This is a genomic window from Pseudomonas sp. GW-45, assembly GCF_056896675.1.
In genome coordinates this window covers 746,834-760,399 of the sequence record NZ_CM167674.1, presented here as the reverse complement: position 1 = coordinate 760,399, position 13,566 = coordinate 746,834, and the positions used below count along the sequence as shown (strand labels likewise).

Here is a 13,566-nt window from a genome sequence, read left to right as displayed (position 1 = left end):
GGAGCTCTCCCCCATGACTTACCAACAATTTGAAGCCCTCGCCATGCCGCTGATGATTTTCGGCCTGGTTGCCTTTATGGGCTTTATCGTTTGGGACCTAGCCAAAAAATCCAAAGCAGGTCGTTACGGTACTCTGATGTTATTTTTGGTGCTTGGCCTCGGCGTCGCTGCTTTTGTTATCAAAGAAGTGGTCATCGTAGTTGTCGGCTGAGTTCTTGCGGCGGCGGCGATAGCTGCCGCTGCAACTGAGCAACGTCATTCCACGGCCAAATCATCACTGCATCTGGCCGATTTCCCACCTGCATCAAAGTCTGAACCCTGATTCACTATCATCAAATAATGAATATGGATTCAGATCATGGCTTACCGCACCACCGCCAGCCGCTTGGAACGCGATCAGGTTCTGCGCGAACATGTCCTAGACTGCGCATTGCAGCAGGTTGCCGAACGAGGCTTCAGCGCGCTAACCATGAGCGGACTCGCCCGCAACGCGGGTATCGCCACCGGTAGTTTGTATCGCCATTTTCCAGGCAAGGGAGCGCTGGCCGCCGACGTGTTCGTTAAGGCGACGCGCATCGAATTGAACACTCTGAAAGAGCAATTCCTGGCGCCGGGCGTGGCCAGCGATCGCCTGCGCAATGGCATTGCCCAATTTGCTGCCCGCGCGTGGCACAGCCGCCAACTCGCCTACGCGTTGATCGCCGAACCCGCCGAAGAAGAGGTAGAAACTCAGCGCCTGTACTACCGTCAGGCATACGCCACCATCTATGGAGAGCTACTGGCTGACGGCGTGCGCGATGGCAGTTTCTTGGTTGAGAATATTCCGCTTACCGCCGCGTGCTTAGTTGGCGCTATCGCAGAATCGCTGGTGGGCCCGCTCTCTCCGCAGGCCCGAGTCGACCGGGAAAGTGGCCTGCCCAGCGAGACACTCGAAGCCGTCACGCACACCATCACCCGTTTCTGCCTGCGCGCCTTGGGCGCCAAGGAGCTGCCACAATGAACCTGCATGAGTACGCCCAAACCTGTGCTGAAACCCACGACGTCACCAATCAGGTACCGCCGCTCAATAACATCAACCTGTATAGGGATGATCTGCCGCTGCAAGAGTGGGTTAAACGTTATCAGGGCGACTGGGCAGACGAAGCGCTAAATGCCTATGGTCAACTGGCTGGCAGCAAACTCATGGAAGCCGGCTTCCTCGCCAACGAGAACAAGCCGATATTCAAGAGTCACGACCGTTACGGTCACCGAATTGATCTGATTGAATTTCACCCGGCGTACCATGAGCTAATGTCGGCGGGCATCGCGGCGGGCATCACCAGCGCCCCTTGGACCGACCCGCGCCCCGGTGCACAGGTTGCCCGCGCAGCCACCATGTATCTGCACAACCAGGCTGAGGCCGGCACCAGCTGCCCCATGACCATGACTTACGCCTGCGTCCCGGCGCTGAAGCTGCAGCCCGATTTGGCCGAACACTGGCTGCCAAAGATACTCTCGCGCCAGTACGACCCACGCAACCTACCGATTGAGCAGAAAACCGGCGCCACCATCGGCATGGCCATGACCGAGAAACAGGGCGGCACCGATGTGCGTGCCAACACCACTCACGCGCACCCGGTCGGTATCGGCGGGCCGGGGCAGGCCTACGATTTGGTTGGCCACAAATGGTTCTGCTCCGCGCCCATGTGCGATGCCTTCCTCACCCTAGCGCAGACCGACAAAGGCTTGAGCTGCTTTCTGTTACCGCGGCACCGGCCCGACGGCTCGCGCAATCAGTTCTACATCCAGCGTTTAAAGAACAAGCTGGGTAACTGCGCCAATGCCTCCAGCGAGGTTGAATTCCGGGGAGCCCTGGCCTGGATGGTCGGGGCGGAAGGTCGTGGTGTACCCACCATTATCGAAATGGTCTCGCTGACCCGCTTTGACTGCATGATCGGCTCCAGCTCTCTGATGCGTCAGGCCCTCACCCAGGCGGCGCATCACTGCGCGCATCGCACAGTCGGTACCCGCGTGCTCAGTGAACAGCCGCTGATGCAAAACGTGCTTGCTGATCTGGCGCTGGAAAGCGAAGCGGCCTTGGCGCTGACCATGCGCATGGGCAAGTCTCTGGATAACGCCCACAACGAGCATGAAGAAAAGTTCGCCCGGCTGGTGACCGCCATCGGCAAATACTGGATCTGCAAACGCGCGCCGGGAATGATCAACGAAGCGCAGGAATGCCTTGGCGGCGCTGGCTATGTAGAAGACAGCATACTGCCACGCCTCTACCGCGAAGCACCGGTTAACTCAATTTGGGAAGGCTCGGGCAACGTGCAGTGCCTGGATGTACTGCGCGCGCTATCCAAGGAGCCGGGGGTGCTTGATGTACTCTTTGCCGAACTGGGCGATGGCCACGGCTCCGCTCTGCTCAAGCAGCGTATCGAACAGCTCAAACAGCAGTTCAGCGACACTGATGAGATTCAGTACCGCGCGCGCCAGCTAACTGAAGATGTGGCCGTTGCGCTGCAAGCCAGGTTATTGCTGGAGGCAGGCAATGCAACGGTATCAGACGCTTTTATCGCTAGCCGTTTAGGCCAGCATGGTCAGGCCTACGGAACTTTGCCACGCGGCCTGGATCTTGAGGCGCTGGTTGCTCGCTCCACACCCGCCAGTTTCTGAGGATGAATCATGAGTATGAATCAGCAACAACTCGAAGCCTTTGTTCAATCCGGCTTTGCCCAAGCCGCCTTTTGTGGTGACTTGGGTATTCGCCCCACCGCGTGCGGACCGGGTTGGGTAGAAACCGAACTGGCAATCCTACCGCGCCACAGTCAGCAAAATGGCTTTGTGCATGCCGGCGTGCAAAGCACCATTGCCGACCACACGGCGGGCGTTGCAGCCGCTACAACGGTCGCAGAAGGCTTCAGCGTGCTGAGCGTGGAATTCAAAGTTAATCTGCTGCGTCCTGCACAGTGCGATACCCTGCTGTGCCGCGCTGAGGTGCTCAAAGCCGGCAAACATATATGTGTGGTTGAGGCAGAGGTTTTTGCCTTGAAGGACGGCGCCAAGCGTTTGTTCAGCAAGGCAACCGTGACCGTCGCCGTCATTCCGATCGCAGACACCCAGCCTCGCTGATTTTATTTTAAGGTTAGATTAATGGCTCAACGCCCTCGCCCGCCGCAACGCCCACGCCAGCAGCCAACTGGGAAACCGCGCCGCCAGCCCGCACCGCCGCCGGCTAATCCACAGTTGATCGCGCTAAATAAACCGTTCGATGTACTGACCCAATTCACCGACGGCCAGGGCCGCGCCACGCTCAAGGACTTCATCGACGTACCCGGCATCTACCCCGCCGGACGCCTGGACCGTGACAGTGAAGGCTTATTGCTGCTGACCAATGACGGCCAACTACAGGCACGCATTACCGACCCCAAACACAAGCTAGCCAAAACCTACTGGGCGCAAGTAGAGGGCGAACCCAGCGAGCAGCAGCTCAAGCAATTACGCGACGGACCCATATTAAATGACGGCCCAACTCGACCCGCCGAAGTAGAGACGATCGCAGAACCCGACCTGTGGCCGCGCAACCCACCCGTGCGTTTTCGCCAGAACAAACCGACCAGTTGGCTGGCCATCACCATCCGTGAGGGCCGTAACCGCCAGGTCAGGCGCATGACGGCCGCAGTCGGCTTACCTACCCTACGGCTGGTGCGAGTGCGTATTGGCGACTGGCAATTGGCTGAGTTGCAACCCGGGCAGTGGCGTGAGCTGCCGCTATAACGCAATCGGGGCGTCAAATGACGCCCCGATTCACCCTGCAATACGGCCTAGTAACGCAGCCCAAACATCCGAAACAAAAAGCCCATCAGCCAAATCGGGCCAATCAACAGAAACTGCAGATCTTTAAAGAAAGAAGGCTTCTTGCCCTCCAGGTGGTGGCCGATAAACTGACCAATCCAGGCCAGCACGAAGATCGCCACGCAGGGCCAAAACACATAAGTCATCAAGCTTAGGATTAGCAACATCAAGAGCGACAACACCAGCATCACCGCCGCAATCCGCCAAGACAGCATCACGTAGAACAGCAGCGCCGCGGCCACCGCGATCATCGATACCCAAGGGTGAATGGCCCAGAGAATACCTAACACACTGAACGTGATCAGCGGCACACAAATCCAGTGCAAGAGTTTGTTGATAGGATTGAGATGGCTTTCGCCATATTCGTCGAACCATTGGTCAATCGCTTTCATACAGCACCTTTGTTATCGGTTTAATCAGGCGTCGATCGTTGACGCCCAGTGTAGCCAATCACTGCTCCAGCACCAGTGTCACAAAGCGCCAGAGAGGGTGTCATTGACAACTTTCGAGCAAGCGGCGATGCTCTGACTCGCGCCGATTGGCGTCCCCGTTCGCGGAAAGGGCTGCGCCCAATGTACCCACAATGTGTTTATCCATACGACACCCAGCCTGCCAGGCGGACACAGGCCCGATAAGGGGATCGTATGTCCACGAGCAAAGTACCACACAGCCCGATCAGCCACGGCCGTATCAACCTTGAACAACAGCGCAAACGCGCTAAAGAGTTACTCAAAGCGATCAAGGCTGGCGATAGCGACGCATTGCTACGCATCAGTCGCTGGCTGGCGCCGCGCAGTGAGCCATTGCGCCTGGCCGAAGCCCAGTTAGTTATCGCTCGCGAGGCCGGTTTTAGCAGCTGGCCAGCGCTCAAGCAGCATACCGACAGCCTTGACCACGCCAGCCGCCAGTTGCTGCGCCATGGTGATCATGAACTGCGTACTTTGCATATTCGCTGCGGTAGCGATATTCAGCACAGCCTGAAGACCGCCGGTTTCAGCGGCGACTTTCTTGAGTTCTCCGACCCCTTTTGCATAGGCCCGCTGAGCGCCGCAGAGCCGGAAGTCTTGTTGCGTCAACGCGCTGATTTTCTTGCCAAGGCGTTCGATATAGCACCAGCCGACGCCTTGGCCCGTCAGCAGCAAAGTTACCGAAAGCTGCAACAGCTGGATGATTACCAACGCATCGTGCTCTGGTTTGAACATGACAGTTATGATCAGCTGATTCTTGCTTATCTATTGCACCGGCTGCACGAGATCCGCCCGACAGCACGGGTAGAGTTGATCGCCGTAGATCAAATCCCCGGAGTGCAGCGATTTATCGGCATAGGCCAGCTGGCTCCAGAACTGCTTGGTTGGTTGTGGCCCCGCCGTAAGCTGGTCAAAGAAGCACTGCTCGAGCTAGGCACACAAGCCTGGCGCGCGTTGAGCGAGCCAAGCCCAGAGCATTTATTGGCATTAATCAAAAGCGGCACGCCCGCGCTTCCTATGCTGGGCAAAGCACTAGATCGTCATTTACAGCAGCTCCCGGGCCAGCAAGATGGTTTAGGGCTGACCGAGCGGCTGAGCCTGCAAGTTCTGCAACAACAGGGGCCGCTGACCGCCGGGCAAGTATTTCGCGCATTGATGATGGAGCGTGAACCTCTGCCCTACCTTGGCGATATGATGTTTTGGTGGCTATTGCAACCGCTACTGACTGGCGAAGCGCCGCTACTGCAGATAGAGGACCATCAGCCGGATTGGCCGCAACGCGCACTGCAGCTAACTGCGCTGGGCGAAGCTGTGCTGCGTGGTGATGCCGACGGCTTTAGCGTTCGTGCCACGCCCTATTGGGTAGGCGGCGTCAAACTGATACCCACCAAGGCGCATTGGCGTTACCACGTTGAGCACCAGCAACTGCATTACCACAGCACCTGAGACGTCGCGCCGCTGCCCGCCAGCGGCCTGAGATGTTAAGCTAGCGCACTGTTTCGCAGCGCTTCTGCCGCACCCCATGCCGGAAGCCCTGCCCACCGCATAGCCAACGAGCCGGAACCCACACCGATGCCACAACCAAATCCTTTCAAGCCGGTCGTCCTCTGTCTGTCCGGTCACGACCCCAGCGGCGGCGCAGGTTTGCAAGCCGACATCGAAGCGCTGCTAGCGCAAGGCTGTCACGCCGCTCCAGCGGTCACCGCGCTCACCGTACAGGACACCGTGGATGTGAAAGACTTCCGCGTACTGGACAAAGAATGGGTACTAGCCCAGGCCAACGCCGTACTCAACGACATGCCGGTATCGGCGGTTAAGCTAGGCATGCTGGGTAGCGTAGAAATGGTCGATACGATCATCGAGCTGATGCGCGCCAACCCCGGCTTGCCATTGGTCTGCGATCCGGTGCTACGCGCCGGAGGCGGCGGCTCGCTGGGTAAAGAGGATGTCGGCTTTGCTATGCGTGAACGCTTGCTGGCGGTTGCCTTAATCGCCACGCCGAATCTGCCAGAAGCGCGCATCCTCGCCGAACTGCCCGAGGGTAGCGCTGACGAGTGTGCTGCCAAGCTGATGCCGTTCTGCCAAAATTTATTGATCACAGGTGGGCACGGCGACGAAGCCGAGATACACAACCGCCTGTATTGCAAAGACGGCAGCCAGCATGATTTCACCTGTGCTCGCCTCCCCGGCAGCTACCACGGCTCCGGCTGCACATTAGCCAGCGCCCTCAGTGGCCGTTTGGCACTGGGCGAAGAGTTGGTCAGCGCCGTTCGCTCAGCACTCGATTACACCTGGCGCACCCTGCGCGACGCCGAGCAGCCCGGCCACGGCCAGTACGTGCCGCGCCGCCTGCCGCTGGATTTCTGTTCGTGAACCAGCGCGGCCTCTATGCGATTACCGATAGCGCGTTGCTGGCGGATGGCAAACTGCTGCCTTACGTGGAAGCGGCAATAACGGGCGGCGCACGTTGGCTGCAATACCGTGACAAGAGCAAAGACCCAAGCCGGCGGCTCGACGAAGCCAGCCATTTGGCGCAACTGTGCAAAGGTTATGACTGCCAGTTGATCATCAATGATGACCTGGCATTGGCGAGCCGCCTGGGCGTTGGCCTGCATCTGGGACAGGAAGATGGCTCGCTGCGTGAGGCGCGCCAGCAACTTGGTTCACAAGCGCTGATCGGCGCTACCTGCCACGCCAGCCTGGAATTAGCTGAGCAAGCGGTCACTGACGGCGCCAGCTATATCGCCTTCGGCCGTTTCTTCCAGTCGGTCACCAAGCCCGGCGCGCCGGCAGCCACGCCTGTACTGCTGCAACAAGCACGCAAACGCTTCACACTGCCGATCATCGCCATCGGCGGCATCACCCTGCACAACGCACCGCAATTACTCGGTGCCGGCGCCGACTACCTGGCCGTAATCAACGGCCTGTTCGGTGCCCCTGACGCTGACGCAGTAAAAGCACGCGCCAGTAGCTTCAGCCAACTCATTAACGCCTGTTGAGAGGATATTCCATGTCTCAGTCCCGCTCCGAAACTCTGTTCGCCAACGCCCAAAAGCACATTCCCGGGGGCGTAAACTCGCCAGTGCGTGCTTTCAAGAGCGTCGGCGGCACGCCACTATTTTTCAAGCATGCCGAAGGCGCCTACGTTATCGATGAGGACGACAAGCGCTATGTCGATTACGTTGGCTCCTGGGGGCCAATGATTCTTGGTCACGGCCATCCAGACGTACTGGACGCTGTACGCAACCAATTGCAGCACGGTTTATCTTTCGGCGCGCCAACCGCGATGGAAACCGAAATGGCCGACCTGGTCTGCGCTCTGGTGCCATCGATGGACATGGTGCGCATGGTCAGCTCCGGCACCGAAGCCACCATGAGCGCCATCCGTCTGGCCCGTGGTTACACTGGTCGCGACAGCATCATCAAGTTCGAGGGCTGCTACCACGGCCACTCCGACAGCCTGCTGGTCAAGGCCGGCTCGGGCGCACTCACCCAAGGCGTACCGAACTCCGCTGGCGTACCTGCTGCCTTCGCCAAACACACGCTTACCTTGCCCTTCAACGACATTGACGCAGTCAAGCAGCTGCTGGCCGACGTCGGCCAGGAAGTAGCCTGCATCATCGTTGAACCAGTCGCCGGCAACATGAACTGCGTACCGCCAGCACCCGGCTTTCTGCAAGGCCTGCGTGATGCCTGCGACGAGCACGGCGTGGTACTGATTTTTGACGAGGTAATGACCGGTTTCCGGGTTGCCCTCGGCGGCGCCCAAGCGCTCTATGGCGTTAAGCCGGACCTGACCACCTTCGGCAAAATCATCGGCGGCGGCATGCCGGTCGGCTGCTTTGGCGGCAAGCGTGAAGTCATGGAGCAGATCGCGCCACTTGGTCCTGTCTACCAGGCAGGCACCCTGTCCGGAAATCCATTGGCCATGGCCGCAGGCCTCACTACGCTCAAGCTGATCAGCCGCGAAGGATTCCATAGCGAGCTGACCGACTACACCAGCCGACTGCTTGCGGGTCTGCAGCAACGTGCCGACGCCGCGGGCGTGCCATTTGTGACTACTCAGGCAGGTGGCATGTTTGGTCTGTACTTTTCCGGGGCAGACGACATCGTCACCTTCGACGACGTCATGGGCAGCGACTCGGACCGTTTCAAACGCTTCTTCCACCTGATGCTGGAGGGCGGTGTCTATCTGGCACCAAGTGCCTTTGAAGCCGGCTTCACATCCATAGCTCACGGCGATACCGAACTGCAGCTGACACTGGACGCCGCCGAGAAGGCGTTCGCCGCACTATGATGAGTCTGATTTATGGGCTGCTCAGTGCAGCCCTGTTTGGCGTCAGCGCATGGTTATGGCGCCGTCGCGGCGGCCTAAACGATAACGCTCGCGGCGCGATCATTGCAGCCCTACTAGCGCTGCTGCTGCCCGCGGCCAGCAGTCTGCTGCTCACACTGGACAGCTTTGCATTGAGCGAAACCCTGACCCATATACAGCGCATGCTTGGCTTGGCGGCGCAAAATATCAGCCTGCCACTGCTCGGGTTAACTGCGTTCTATATGGCTTTTGGTCTGCGTTGGCAGCCAGCCAACTGGGGCCGCATTTTGCTCGGTTTGATGGCTGCCTTCGAGCTGACCCGGCGCATGGACATGCAGCACAGCTACCAGTGGAGCATTAATCTGCTGAGCCTTGCCTTGCTGTTGCTTGCCGGCGCGCTGATCCTACGTCGCGACTTGCGCCCCATGTTATTCGGCAGCCTTGCTGCAATCGGCATCGGCGCCCCGCTATTCAGCCCTGGTGCTGTCGCGCTAGCGGGCCTGCTTAGCAGCTCACCGTTGGCACTCTGGTTATTCCCCACTTTGCTGGGCGCTGGACTGGCAGTTGGCCTGCTCAGCGAACAGGCGCACAATAGCCATAATGAAAGTGTCGAAGCACCGAACGCCGAGAGGACCTGAACACACCATGTATCGCCTGCTGCCAAGGCTTACCCTGATCAGCCTGCTGCTGTTGCCTGCCACCCAGGCCAACGCCGAGACTGAAAATCCGCTGCTGATCAGCGCAGACGACCGCTGCGCTTTTGAGCGTGTGGACAACGAAAGCCTGCCATTGGCAATCGACACCTGTCTTGGCGCAGCAGCTGACGGCGATATGAAGGCGCAATACGAGCTAGGCCAGCTCTATTACAGTGGTGAACGGGTGGAGCAAAACTACGACACCGCCCTGCAATGGTTGGAACAAGCCTCAATTCAAGGCGAGCCCCGCGCGCAGTATCGCCTCGGTATGATGCACTTCAAAGGCGAAGGCGTGCGGCGCAACCTACCCCAGGCCTACATCATTTTGAAAATGGCCTCCATCAACGGCCACGACGCCGCTATGGACAGCGCCGATCTCGTCGCCCTACAGATGAATCAACAAGAAATGAACGCCGCCACGCATGTGCTGGGCACGCTGTTTCGGGATTATTTGGCGCAGATTCGCGAAGAGCAGTTGAACGGGACACTGAAGATGGAAGAACCGCCAGAGCGGCCTGATTCGAATGCGCAAGAGATTGAGGAGTTGTTGGAGTAAACGCTGTTATTTTCCTCTATCTACAACCCGAGCATGTTGTCATGTCGTCGCTCGCGAGCTTGCGTGCTGAGAATGTCGGTTTATAGTCTCGCGCGCTTTGCGCCAGTCACGGGGACTTTGTCGATACCACTCATGAAATGCACGACTGAATGCGGATTGGCTGGCGTAACCCAGCAGATCAGCCATCTGCGCGATACTGATAGTCGAGTCTTGCAGGTAATAGCACGCCATATTCTGCCGAACCTCCGTTAGCAACTTTTGGAAGCTAGTGCCCTCCCTGGCCAATTGTCTCTGCAACTTGCGTGTACTAACCTTCATATACTCGGCGACCTGCTCAATATTCGCTCTTGCATCCGGCAGAAAACGGCGAATCAGTTGCTGAATCAATCTCGGCAGCTCTTGCTCAGACATGTGCTCCAGATTATCCAAGTGCCCTTGAATCAAGCGATGCAACACCGGGTCTGCCGTGTCCAAGGTCACATCCAGCAAAGCAGCGTCGAACATCCATCCGTTATAGGCCGAATTAAAACTCGGCAAGATACCTACCACTTGCCGGTAATGGCGTGGCTCAACTACTGCGGCATGTTGGAACAACAAGGCCTGAGGTCGCCAGCGGCTGCCAAGCAACGTGCTTAGCATTTGCATGCCTACGCCCAACGCCCTTTCCACGGCATGGCGCGAACCAAATACAGCAGTATCCGTAATCGCATAGGAAAGAATCGCGTGGCTGCCATGCTCCTCCAGCGTTACCGCTGCAGCACCGCTGTGTACGTAAAACTGACGCGTCAATTCATTCAAGGCCGTTCGCACATCCTTGGCATTACGCATCAGGTAAAACAGGGGCCCAAACAAGCTGACATCCTGCGATACCCCATATTGCAGGGCGAATAAGCGATTGCCGCTATGCAGATCGCAATTATTCAGCAACGCAACCAACTTGCGAAATGGAATCAGGTTATCGCCGTGTTGCTCTACGTCGCTGGGCAAACCGACTTTCGCCAACATTTCCATTGGCTGGAGACCTTGGCTGATAGCAAATGCGGAGAAATCAGAAAGCACTGAAGCGCGAGCGAATACTGCCATGCCGGGCCCCTCCATGGTTAAAAAGCGGCGTTAATTTGTCGCCAATTGGAATATTCGCGACGCCAATTATCAAATTTTTATTGATCAATTAGAGCAGCATAGCCTCAGATTCACAGTCCGAAAACAGCGGATGGTAGAGAAGTAAGTAGCTTTATGTGATCCAGCCGGATATTCGCAGCGCGTATTAATCCGACAGGTGAATTACGCCAGATAACAACAATGAGGATTCAACATGGCTTTCTCCAACACCTCCAAACTCCTTTGTGCGCTGATTGCGCTCAATAGCGCACCGCTTTACGCAGCGGATTGGACACATTACGACCGCAACCCTGACTTCCAACCCACGACGTTACCCACCGGGGCAATTTCCAATATAGAAGAATTGCTCAAAGTAAAACCGATGCTGCGTATTGGTCCGATGGCTGATGCCAAAGCGCTTCCAGTAAACGAAAACACGTGGGTGATAAACGGCTACTTCTATGGCCCAGTGATTATCGAGACCGAAAACGGTCTACTGGTATTCTCTTCAGGCGAAAACACAGAAGACGGCAGCAACTTCCGCCGAATTATTCGCGAACAAATCAGCACGAAGCCAATCATCGCGCTGTTTTACGACCATGCCCACTATGCCAAAGGCGCCTCCACCCTGCTGGACGGCGACAAAGCCATGATCGTAGCCCACCCGGATTCCAATAAAATTTTGCGCGAGTCTGGCTCGCTCACTAACCCGCTGATTCCGGAGCTACTACCCTCGCTCGACGGCCGCGCGGAAATACATTTCGGCAGCAAACATCCAACCACCGGGCCCGACGCACGTATGGATGGCACAAACCTTGAGCTAGGCCGTGAGAGCGGTTGGATGCCAGCTACCAAGACCCTGACCGATGGCGAAACCATGACCGTTGATGGCGTCACCATTCAAGCCTTTCACGCCAAAACAGATACCGAGGATTCGCTGACATTCTGGCTGCCAGAAAGCAAAATGGTCATCGATAATGTCTTGTGGCCAATCGTACCTAACCTCTACACCCTGCGAGGCGACCGCTACCGTGACCCGCAAGAATGGATGAAGGCACTGCGCAAAATTCGTGAGCTTGAACCCGAAATCGAAATTTGCGTTGGCGGAGGCTCGCTACCGTTGCGAGGCAAAGAGAACATCGCCGAAGCAGGCAATGCCCTGCACGACTCTGTGGCCTACATCTACGACCAGTCGATCCGTCTTACCAACCTCGGCGTGCCGATGGATCAATTGGGCAACAACATCCACTTGCCCAACTCGCTGCGCAAGCACCCTTACGTGAATGAGCTATACGGCCAGTTTGAAACCTGGCCGGAAGCTATTGCCGAACGCAGTCAAGGTTGGTTCTCAGGCTATGCCGAAGACCTGCACCGCCTGCCACGCGAAGTCTATGCAAATAATCTGATCAAACTCGGGGGCGGCGCTGGCAAAGTGCTGCAGGCATATAAAGACGCGATGGCCAAAGGTGAATATCTCTGGGCCAAAGATCTTGCCACCGAGCTGTATTACAGCGACCGCGACAATGCTGAATACCGCCAGGCACTGGCCAGCGTATTCCGGACGCTGGCGCAGTACAGCCCAGGCTCAATTGTGCGTAACTTTTACACCGCTGCCGCGCTTAGCCTCGAAGGCAACCAAGACCTCAGCCTTGGGGTAGTGCAGCCAGCAGCCTGGGTCAAAGAGGACACCAATCGAGCAGTCAACTCGATGCGCACCCGTTTAAACCCGGAGCTAGCAACGGGGCTGAGGGTGTCTTGAGCTTTAACATTGATGGCAACGTATCGGCCTTGCACGTCCGCAACTCAGTGGCTGAGTACGTACCAGACCCAGGCAGCCACTACCGCCCAGTCGATGCCACGATAAAAGTCGACAGCGACACCTTCACCGATTATTTCCGCGGCGAACTGTCCACCAAAGATTTTTTGTCCAAATCGACTATTACGGGCGAAAGCGCAAAGCTGATGGGGCTTTTTGACGAATACCACCGACTGCCGATGTACCCAACTGAAGCGTTGTTAAATAACTGATATTTAGTACTACCAAAACTAAAAAAGCCCTATAGCGAAACGGCTATAGGGCTTTTTGGCATCTGATTCGCAAATGAGCAGGTAAAAAACTGGCTGCAGGTGTTCTCTTGGCCGCCGGTACACGCCAGCCCGATCAGCTATCCGACCGCGGCGGCATCGGGAAATGCATCACGTTACTACCACTATCACCCTTAGCCTCGCTGATCTTGGCCGTACCTACCCGCTCAACTTCGTCGATGCGAATAATCGAGTGAACAGGAATGAAGCTGCGTTTGACGCCATCAAACTGGTTTTTCAGTTTCTCTTCGCCCGGATCAACGAGCAGCTGAGAGCGTTCACCGAAGATCAGCTCTTCGATTTCCATAAAGCCCCACAGCTCACTCTGGAAAATCTGCTGCGCGTAGAGTTCAAACACCTGTCCCTGGTTGTTGAAGATAATCCGAAAGACCGGCTGACTTTCTTTACTCATAGCGGGATAACCAACACCTTGAAAAACGCGTGAACGCCGCGGCGGCTGCCGTTCGGCGGGCGCGCATGATAGCACAGCGCAGGGCATAACAAAGGCCC

Annotated in this window: 16 protein-coding genes; 13 read left to right on the top strand and 3 right to left on the bottom strand. The window is 57.2% G+C overall.

Annotation, left to right across the window (positions count from 1 at the left end):
* Window positions 1-13: 13 nt before the first annotated feature.
* The 5 genes from AC1XYH_RS03375 to AC1XYH_RS03355 all read left to right on the top strand — a co-directional run bounded on the left by AC1XYH_RS03375 (window position 14) and on the right by AC1XYH_RS03355 (window position 3,759).
* Window positions 14-211: a DUF2788 domain-containing protein gene (locus AC1XYH_RS03375; protein WP_483325254.1), complete on the top strand. Its 198-nt coding sequence runs from the start codon at window positions 14-16 to the stop codon at window positions 209-211.
* Window positions 212-358: 147 nt separating this feature from the next.
* Complete coding sequence (locus tag AC1XYH_RS03370) at window positions 359-1,000, top strand: TetR/AcrR family transcriptional regulator (protein ID WP_483325253.1); 642 nt, start codon at window positions 359-361, stop codon at window positions 998-1,000.
* A complete protein-coding gene (locus AC1XYH_RS03365; RefSeq protein WP_483325252.1) occupies window positions 997-2,658 on the top strand; it encodes an acyl-CoA dehydrogenase family protein in 1,662 nt (553 codons plus the stop codon). Before AC1XYH_RS03370 ends, AC1XYH_RS03365 begins: the two co-directional genes overlap by 4 nt.
* A gap of 15 nt (window positions 2,659-2,673) precedes the next feature.
* Window positions 2,674-3,114 carry a PaaI family thioesterase gene (locus AC1XYH_RS03360; protein WP_483326293.1) on the top strand — a complete coding sequence of 147 codons (441 nt, stop codon included), beginning with the start codon at window positions 2,674-2,676 and terminating at the stop codon, window positions 3,112-3,114.
* A gap of 21 nt (window positions 3,115-3,135) precedes the next feature.
* Window positions 3,136-3,759, top strand: coding sequence for a pseudouridine synthase (locus AC1XYH_RS03355; protein ID WP_483325251.1), 624 nt, complete (start codon window positions 3,136-3,138; stop codon window positions 3,757-3,759).
* Window positions 3,760-3,806: 47 nt separating this feature from the next.
* Here the strand turns inward: AC1XYH_RS03355 and AC1XYH_RS03350 are convergent, their stop codons facing one another.
* Window positions 3,807-4,229 carry an Mpo1 family 2-hydroxy fatty acid dioxygenase gene (locus AC1XYH_RS03350; protein WP_483325250.1) on the bottom strand — a complete coding sequence of 141 codons (423 nt, stop codon included), beginning with the start codon at window positions 4,227-4,229 and terminating at the stop codon, window positions 3,807-3,809.
* A 252-nt stretch (window positions 4,230-4,481) separates the two neighbouring features.
* Here AC1XYH_RS03350 and AC1XYH_RS03345 point away from each other — a divergent pair, with 252 nt between their 5' ends.
* From AC1XYH_RS03345 to AC1XYH_RS03320, 6 genes are all read left to right on the top strand, one after another.
* A complete protein-coding gene (locus AC1XYH_RS03345; protein ID WP_483325249.1) occupies window positions 4,482-5,750 on the top strand; it encodes a DUF1835 domain-containing protein in 1,269 nt (422 codons plus the stop codon).
* Window positions 5,751-5,876: 126 nt separating this feature from the next.
* Window positions 5,877-6,677 (top strand): hydroxymethylpyrimidine/phosphomethylpyrimidine kinase, encoded by an 801-nt coding sequence (locus AC1XYH_RS03340; protein ID WP_483325248.1) that lies wholly within the window; start codon window positions 5,877-5,879, stop codon window positions 6,675-6,677.
* Window positions 6,674-7,303: a thiamine phosphate synthase gene (thiE, locus tag AC1XYH_RS03335; RefSeq protein WP_483325247.1), complete on the top strand. Its 630-nt coding sequence runs from the start codon at window positions 6,674-6,676 to the stop codon at window positions 7,301-7,303. The genes AC1XYH_RS03340 and thiE overlap by 4 nt, the downstream gene beginning before the upstream one ends.
* Before the next feature lie 11 nt (window positions 7,304-7,314).
* Window positions 7,315-8,601, top strand: coding sequence for a glutamate-1-semialdehyde 2,1-aminomutase (hemL, locus tag AC1XYH_RS03330; protein WP_483325246.1), 1,287 nt, complete (start codon window positions 7,315-7,317; stop codon window positions 8,599-8,601).
* Window positions 8,598-9,257 carry a hypothetical protein gene (locus AC1XYH_RS03325; protein ID WP_483325245.1) on the top strand — a complete coding sequence of 220 codons (660 nt, stop codon included), beginning with the start codon at window positions 8,598-8,600 and terminating at the stop codon, window positions 9,255-9,257. Before hemL ends, AC1XYH_RS03325 begins: the two co-directional genes overlap by 4 nt.
* A 7-nt stretch (window positions 9,258-9,264) precedes the next feature.
* On the top strand, window positions 9,265-9,870 hold the full coding sequence (locus AC1XYH_RS03320; protein WP_483325244.1) for a tetratricopeptide repeat protein: 606 nt from the start codon (window positions 9,265-9,267) through the stop codon (window positions 9,868-9,870).
* A gap of 39 nt (window positions 9,871-9,909) precedes the next feature.
* Here AC1XYH_RS03320 and AC1XYH_RS03315 read toward each other — a convergent pair whose 3' ends face one another.
* Window positions 9,910-10,953: an AraC family transcriptional regulator gene (locus AC1XYH_RS03315; RefSeq protein WP_483325243.1), complete on the bottom strand. Its 1,044-nt coding sequence runs from the start codon at window positions 10,951-10,953 to the stop codon at window positions 9,910-9,912.
* A 232-nt stretch (window positions 10,954-11,185) separates the two neighbouring features.
* Here AC1XYH_RS03315 and AC1XYH_RS03310 point away from each other — a divergent pair, with 232 nt between their 5' ends.
* Both AC1XYH_RS03310 and AC1XYH_RS03305 read left to right on the top strand, forming a co-directional pair.
* Entirely contained in the window at window positions 11,186-12,730 is a 1,545-nt protein-coding gene (locus AC1XYH_RS03310; protein ID WP_483325242.1) for an alkyl sulfatase dimerization domain-containing protein, read from the top strand.
* Window positions 12,727-12,999 carry a hypothetical protein gene (locus AC1XYH_RS03305; RefSeq protein WP_483325241.1) on the top strand — a complete coding sequence of 91 codons (273 nt, stop codon included), beginning with the start codon at window positions 12,727-12,729 and terminating at the stop codon, window positions 12,997-12,999. Before AC1XYH_RS03310 ends, AC1XYH_RS03305 begins: the two co-directional genes overlap by 4 nt.
* Window positions 13,000-13,132: 133 nt before the next feature.
* On the opposite strand, the gene AC1XYH_RS03300 is transcribed toward AC1XYH_RS03305, so the two are convergent.
* Complete coding sequence (locus AC1XYH_RS03300; RefSeq protein ID WP_483325240.1) at window positions 13,133-13,468, bottom strand: DUF1820 family protein; 336 nt, start codon at window positions 13,466-13,468, stop codon at window positions 13,133-13,135.
* Between the last annotated feature and the right edge of the window lie 98 nt (window positions 13,469-13,566).

What these genes read in the sequence shown, in the direction of transcription:
- AC1XYH_RS03375 (WP_483325254.1), top strand. Translation starts at nt 14, where the DNA reads ATGACTTACCAACAATTTGAAGCCCTCGCCATGCCGCTGATGATTTTC.
- AC1XYH_RS03370 (WP_483325253.1), top strand. Translation starts at nt 359, where the DNA reads ATGGCTTACCGCACCACCGCCAGCCGCTTGGAACGCGATCAGGTTCTG.
- AC1XYH_RS03365 (WP_483325252.1), top strand. Translation starts at nt 997, where the DNA reads ATGAACCTGCATGAGTACGCCCAAACCTGTGCTGAAACCCACGACGTC.
- AC1XYH_RS03360 (WP_483326293.1), top strand. Translation starts at nt 2,674, where the DNA reads ATGAATCAGCAACAACTCGAAGCCTTTGTTCAATCCGGCTTTGCCCAA.
- AC1XYH_RS03355 (WP_483325251.1), top strand. Translation starts at nt 3,136, where the DNA reads ATGGCTCAACGCCCTCGCCCGCCGCAACGCCCACGCCAGCAGCCAACT.
- AC1XYH_RS03350 (WP_483325250.1), bottom strand. Translation starts at nt 4,229, where the DNA reads ATGAAAGCGATTGACCAATGGTTCGACGAATATGGCGAAAGCCATCTC.
- AC1XYH_RS03345 (WP_483325249.1), top strand. Translation starts at nt 4,482, where the DNA reads ATGTCCACGAGCAAAGTACCACACAGCCCGATCAGCCACGGCCGTATC.
- AC1XYH_RS03340 (WP_483325248.1), top strand. Translation starts at nt 5,877, where the DNA reads ATGCCACAACCAAATCCTTTCAAGCCGGTCGTCCTCTGTCTGTCCGGT.
- hemL (WP_483325246.1), top strand. Translation starts at nt 7,315, where the DNA reads ATGTCTCAGTCCCGCTCCGAAACTCTGTTCGCCAACGCCCAAAAGCAC.
- AC1XYH_RS03325 (WP_483325245.1), top strand. Translation starts at nt 8,598, where the DNA reads ATGATGAGTCTGATTTATGGGCTGCTCAGTGCAGCCCTGTTTGGCGTC.
- AC1XYH_RS03320 (WP_483325244.1), top strand. Translation starts at nt 9,265, where the DNA reads ATGTATCGCCTGCTGCCAAGGCTTACCCTGATCAGCCTGCTGCTGTTG.
- AC1XYH_RS03315 (WP_483325243.1), bottom strand. Translation starts at nt 10,953, where the DNA reads ATGGCAGTATTCGCTCGCGCTTCAGTGCTTTCTGATTTCTCCGCATTT.
- AC1XYH_RS03310 (WP_483325242.1), top strand. Translation starts at nt 11,186, where the DNA reads ATGGCTTTCTCCAACACCTCCAAACTCCTTTGTGCGCTGATTGCGCTC.
- AC1XYH_RS03300 (WP_483325240.1), bottom strand. Translation starts at nt 13,468, where the DNA reads ATGAGTAAAGAAAGTCAGCCGGTCTTTCGGATTATCTTCAACAACCAG.